This is a genomic window from Gluconobacter sp. Gdi, from assembly GCF_014132155.1.
GTDB lineage: Bacteria > Pseudomonadota > Alphaproteobacteria > Acetobacterales > Acetobacteraceae > Gluconobacter.
In genome coordinates this window covers 1-219 of record NZ_BLJQ01000115.1, presented here as the reverse complement: position 1 = coordinate 219, position 219 = coordinate 1, and the positions used below count along the sequence as shown (strand labels likewise).

Sequence of the window (219 nt, the reverse complement as noted above, 5' to 3'; positions counted from 1 at the left end):
CTTTGTCAGTCAGGCGTTTGATCTGGACCGGGGCCTTTCTCTGTCCGCCACCGGCCTGGGGGCCAGTTCCTCCTACGGGTCTCTGACCTTTCTGAACCCTACCGGCATGATGGATGCGGCTCTGACGGGGCGGATCAATGACCGCCTTCCGGTGAGAATCAACCGGGGCCTGAAGACGCCCGATCCTGTCCGGGGCCTTCTGAAAGATCCGTCGTCAGA

Annotated in this window: 1 pseudogene; it reads left to right on the top strand. The window is 61.6% G+C overall.

The annotated features are described in order from the left end of the window. Positions 1–219: pseudogene (locus JN414_RS16725) on the top strand (hypothetical protein); the annotation flags it as partial.